The 5539-nt window shown below is 31.3% G+C and carries 4 protein-coding genes and 3 pseudogenes; 5 read left to right on the plus strand and 2 right to left on the minus strand.

Annotated features, from left to right (window positions below):
- Positions 1-94 (minus strand): annotated as a pseudogene (locus KA828_RS08560) (IS6 family transposase); the annotation flags it as partial.
- Between the two features lie 35 nt (positions 95-129).
- Between KA828_RS08560 and KA828_RS08565 the strand changes: the two are divergent.
- From KA828_RS08565 to KA828_RS08575, 3 genes are all read left to right on the plus strand, one after another.
- Entirely contained in the window at positions 130-519 is a 390-nt protein-coding gene (locus KA828_RS08565) for a hydroxymethylglutaryl-CoA synthase (protein WP_020444595.1), read from the plus strand.
- Positions 520-1435: 916 nt separating this feature from the next.
- Complete coding sequence (locus KA828_RS08570) at positions 1436-2179, plus strand: glycerophosphoryl diester phosphodiesterase (protein WP_000958858.1); 744 nt, start codon at positions 1436-1438, stop codon at positions 2177-2179.
- Positions 2180-2275: 96 nt separating this feature from the next.
- The gene (locus KA828_RS08575; protein ID WP_000872606.1) at positions 2276-2704 is read left to right on the plus strand and encodes a MaoC family dehydratase; all 429 of its coding nucleotides are present in this window, start codon (positions 2276-2278) and stop codon (positions 2702-2704) included.
- Positions 2705-2749: 45 nt separating this feature from the next.
- Here the strand turns inward: KA828_RS08575 and mecA are convergent, their stop codons facing one another.
- Entirely contained in the window at positions 2750-4759 is a 2010-nt protein-coding gene (mecA, locus tag KA828_RS08580) for a PBP2a family beta-lactam-resistant peptidoglycan transpeptidase MecA (RefSeq protein ID WP_063852638.1), read from the minus strand.
- Positions 4760-4855: 96 nt separating this feature from the next.
- On the opposite strand from mecA, the pseudogene KA828_RS13340 reads away from it, so the two are divergent.
- Positions 4856-4963: pseudogene (locus KA828_RS13340) on the plus strand (beta-lactam sensor/signal transducer MecR1); the annotation flags it as partial.
- Positions 4964-5003: 40 nt separating this feature from the next.
- Positions 5004-5539: pseudogene (locus KA828_RS08590) on the plus strand (IS6 family transposase); the annotation flags it as partial.

Here is a 5539-nt window from a genome sequence, read left to right on the forward strand (position 1 = left end):
ATATATCACGATAACTCAATGTATATCTTAGATAGTAGCCAACGGCTACAGTGATAACATCCTTGTTAAATTGTTTATATCTGAAATAGTTCATACAGAAGACTCCTTTTTGTTAAAATTATACTATAAATTCAACTTTGCAACAGAACCGTATTATGGAATAGAGATGTTGGTAACATTTATACAGGATCATTATACTTAAGTTTAATTTCGTTATTACAGAACCACACATTCCAACCAGAAGAGAAAGTATGTCTATTTAGTTATGGTTCAGGAGCAGTAGGAGAAATCTTTAGTGGTTCAATCGTTAAAGGATATGACAAAGCATTAGATAAAGAGAAACACTTAAATATGCTAGAATCTAGAGAGCAATTATCAGTCGAAGAATACGAAACATTCTTTAACAGATTTGATAATCAAGAATTTGATTTCGAACGTGAATTGACACAAGATCCATATTCAAAAGTATACTTATACAGTATAGAAGACCATATCAGAACATATAAGATAGAGAAATAAACTAGTGGCCGATTGTGCTTGATGAGCTTGGGACATAAATCCTAACTCGAAATAAATAAGCATATCACTAAACTGATTTTTTAAAGTTTACAGTGATATGCTTATTTTTTTATCTTACGATTTTGTACGTGCATGCTTGCCTAGGGGTATGGCTCGAGCCATTAGTCTCTCGCACATACTATTCCCTCAGGCGTCAGCACTTACAAAATCGGTTGTAATTTTCATTTTTATACGCATTCTTACTGAGATTATACTAATAAGAGGAATAGTAAAAGCAATTCTAAGTAAAATTGCAGATAAGAGGTTTGTTAAAAGCAGTTCTAAGTAAAATTGCAGATAAGAGGTTTGTTAAAAGCAGTTCTCAGTAAAATTACAGATAAGAGGTACGTTAAAAGCAGTTCTAAGTAAAATTGCAGATAAGAGGTTTGTTAAAAGCAGTTCTAAGTAAAATTGCAGATAAGAGGTACGTTAAAAGCAATTCCATGCAAAATTGCTGATAAGGGGTAAGTTAAAAGCAGTTCTCAGTAAAATTGCAGATAAGAGGTACGTTAAAAGCAGTTCTAGGCAAAATTGCAGATAAGAGGTGCGTTAAAAGCAGTTCTCAGTAAAATTGCTGATAAGGGGTAAGTTAAAAGCAATCCTAAGTAAAATTGCAGATAAGAGGTAAGTTAAAAGCAATCCTAAGTAAAATTGCAGATAAGGGGTACAGAAAAACTAGACTTGATTACAAAATGGAGCTTGGGACATAAATGATTTTTTAAAAATGAGATGAGACGTAGATTAACTCCATAATCAATACGAATCTATCGACTTCTTTATTTATGATATTCATCTCTTTTTAATGGAAATAAAAGTGCGATTAATGTGATAATACAGTTACGTTAATTAAAAAAATAAAAATGCAAGGAGAGGTAATATGCTAACTGTATATGGACATAGAGGATTACCTAGTAAAGCTCCGGAAAATACAATTGCATCATTTAAAGCTGCTTCAGAAGTAGAAGGTATAAACTGGTTGGAGTTAGATGTTGCAATTACAAAAGATGAACAACTGATTATCATTCATGATGATTATTTAGAACGGACTACAAATATGTCCGGGGAAATAACTGAATTGAATTATGATGAAATTAAAGATGCTTCTGCAGGATCTTGGTTTGGTGAAAAATTCAAAGATGAACATTTGCCAACTTTCGATGATGTAGTAAAAATAGCAAATGAATATAATATGAATTTAAATGTAGAATTAAAAGGTATTACTGGACCGAATGGACTAGCACTTTCTAAAAGTATGGTTAAGCAAGTGGAAGAACAATTAACAAACTTAAATCAGAATCAAGAAGTGCTCATTTCAAGCTTTAATGTTGTGCTTGTTAAACTTGCAGAAGAAATCATGCCACAATATAACAGAGCAGTTATATTCCATACAACTTCGTTTCGTGAAGACTGGAGAACACTTTTAGATTACTGTAATGCTAAAATAGTAAACACTGAAGATGCCAAACTTACTAAAGCAAAAGTAAAAATGGTAAAAGAAGCGGGTTATGAATTGAACGTATGGACTGTAAACAAACCAGCACGTGCAAACCAACTTGCTAATTGGGGAGTTGATGGTATCTTTACAGACAATGCAGATAAAATGGTGCATTTGTCTCAATAGAAAGTTAGAGGTGAGTCTTACGTTTCAGTGACGGTAGACTTACCTTTAACATGTTACATACTAAAAAATTAATTTGAATAAGAAAGAGAGACATATATGAAATACGATGATTTTATAGTAGGAGAAACATTCAAAACAAAAAGCCTTCATATTACAGAAGAAGAAATTATCCAATTTGCAACAACTTTTGATCCTCAATATATGCATATAGATAAAGAAAAAGCAGAACAAAGTAGATTTAAAGGTATCATTGCATCTGGCATGCATACACTTTCAATATCATTTAAATTATGGGTAGAAGAAGGTAAATACGGAGAAGAAGTTGTAGCAGGAACACAAATGAATAACGTTAAATTTATTAAACCTGTATACCCAGGTAATACATTGTACGTTATCGCTGAAATTACAAATAAGAAATCCATAAAAAAAGAAAATGGACTCGTTACAGTGTCACTTTCAACATACAATGAAAATGAAGAAATTGTATTTAAGGGAGAAGTAACAGCACTTATTAATAATTCATAATAAAACAGTGAAGCAACCATCGTTACGGATTGCTTCACTGTTTTGTTATTCATCTATATCGTATTTTTTATTACCGTTCTCATATAGCTCATCATACACTTTACCTGAGATTTTGGCATTGTAGCTAGCCATTCCTTTATCTTGTACATCTTTAACATTAATAGCCATCATCATGTTTGGATTATCTTTATCATATGATATAAACCACCCAATTTGTCTGCCAGTTTCTCCTTGTTTCATTTTGAGTTCTGCAGTACCGGATTTGCCAATTAAGTTTGCATAAGATCTATAAATATCTTCTTTATGTGTTTTATTTACGACTTGTTGCATACCATCAGTTAATAGATTGATATTTTCTTTGGAAATAATATTTTTCTTCCAAACTTTGTTTTTCGTGTCTTTTAATAAGTGAGGTGCGTTAATATTGCCATTATTTTCTAATGCACTATAGATTGAAAGGATCTGTACTGGGTTAATCAGTATTTCACCTTGTCCGTAACCTGAATCAGCTAATAATATTTCATTATCTAAATTTTTGTTTGAAATTTGAGCATTATAAAATGGATAATCACTTGGTATATCTTCACCAACACCTAGTTTTTTCATGCCTTTTTCAAATTTCTTACTGCCTAATTCGAGTGCTACTCTAGCAAAGAAAATGTTATCTGATGATTCTATTGCTTGTTTTAAGTCGATATTACCATTTACCACTTCATATCTTGTAACGTTGTAACCACCCCAAGATTTATCTTTTTGCCAACCTTTACCATCGATTTTATAACTTGTTTTATCGTCTAATGTTTTGTTATTTAACCCAATCATTGCTGTTAATATTTTTTGAGTTGAACCTGGTGAAGTTGTAATCTGGAACTTGTTGAGCAGAGGTTCTTTTTTATCTTCGGTTAATTTATTATATTCTTCGTTACTCATGCCATACATAAATGGATAGACGTCATATGAAGGTGTGCTTACAAGTGCTAATAATTCACCTGTTTGAGGGTGGATAGCAGTACCTGAGCCATAATCATTTTTCATGTTGTTATAAATACTCTTTTGAACTTTAGCATCAATAGTTAGTTGAATATCTTTGCCATCTTTTTTCTTTTTCTCTATTAATGTATGTGCGATTGTATTGCTATTATCGTCAACGATTGTGACACGATAGCCATCTTCATGTTGGAGCTTTTTATCGTAAAGTTTTTCGAGTCCCTTTTTACCAATAACTGCATCATCTTTATAGCCTTTATATTCTTTTTGTTTTAATTCTTCAGAGTTAATGGGACCAACATAACCTAATAGATGTGAAGTCGCTTTTCCTAGAGGATAGTTACGACTTTCTGTTTCATTAGTTGTAAGATGAAATTTTTTTGCGAAATCTCTTAAATATTCATCCATTTTTTTAACGGTTTTAAGTGGAACGAAGGTATCATCTTGTACCCAATTTTGATCCATTTGTTGTTTGATATAGTCTTCAGAAATACTTAGTTCTTTAGCGATTGCTTTATAATCTTTTTTAGATACATTCTTTGGAACGATGCCTATCTCATATGCTGTTCCTGTATTGGCCAATTCCACATTGTTTCGGTCTAAAATTTTACCACGTTCTGATTTTAAATTTTCAATATGTATGCTTTGGTCTTTCTGCATTCCTGGAATAATGACGCTATGATCCCAATCTAACTTCCACATACCATCTTCTTTAACAAAATTAAATTGAACGTTGCGATCAATGTTACCGTAGTTTGTTTTAATTTTATATTGAGCATCTACTCGTTTTTTATTTTTAGATACTTTTTTTATTTTACGATCCTGAATGTTTATATCTTTAACGCCTAAACTATTATATATTTTTATCGGACGTTCAGTCATTTCTACTTCACCATTATCGCTTTTAGAAATATAACTGCTATCTTTATAAACTTGTTTGAAATTTTTATCTTCAATTGCATCAATAGTATTATTAATTTCTTTATCTTTTGAAGCATAAAAATATATACCAAACCCGACAACTACAACTATTAAAATAAGTGGAACAATTTTTATCTTTTTCATCAATATCCTCCTTATATAAGACTACATTTGTAATATATTACAAATGTAGTATTTATGTCAAAATAATGTTATAATTTTTGTGATATGGAGGTGTAGAAGGTGTTATCATCTTTTTTAATGTTAAGTATAATCAGTTCATTGCTCACGATATGTGTAATTTTTTTAGTGAGAATGCTCTATATAAAATATACGGTTCTGTTGCAAAGTTGAATTTATAGTATAATTATAACCAAAAGGAGTCTTCTGTATGAACTATTTCAGATATAAACAATTTAACAAGGATGTTATCACTGTAGCCGTTGGCTACTATCTAAGATATGCATTGAGTTATCGTGATATGTCTGAAATATTAAGGGAACGTGGTGTAAACGTTCATCATTTAACGGTCTAGCGTTGAGTTCAAGAATATGCCCCGATTTTATATCAAATTTGGAAGAAAAAGCATAAAAAAGCTTATTACAAATGGCGTATTGATGAGACGTACATCAAAATAAAAGGAAAATGGAACTATTTATATCGTGCCATTGATACAGAGGGACATACATTAGATATTTGGTTGCGTAAGCAACGAGATAATCATTCAGCATATGTATTTATCAAACGTCTCATTAAACAATTTGGTAAACCTCAAAAGGTAATTACAGATTAGGCACCTTCAACGAAGGTCGCAATGGCTAAAGTCATTAAAGCTTTTAAACTTAAACCTGACTGTCATTGTACATCGAAATATCTGAATAACCTCATTGAGCAAGATCACCGTCATATTAAAGTAAGAAAGACAAG

This window comes from Staphylococcus sp. GDY8P85P, from assembly GCF_017892405.1.
GTDB classification, from domain to species: Bacteria; Bacillota; Bacilli; order Staphylococcales; family Staphylococcaceae; genus Staphylococcus; species Staphylococcus borealis.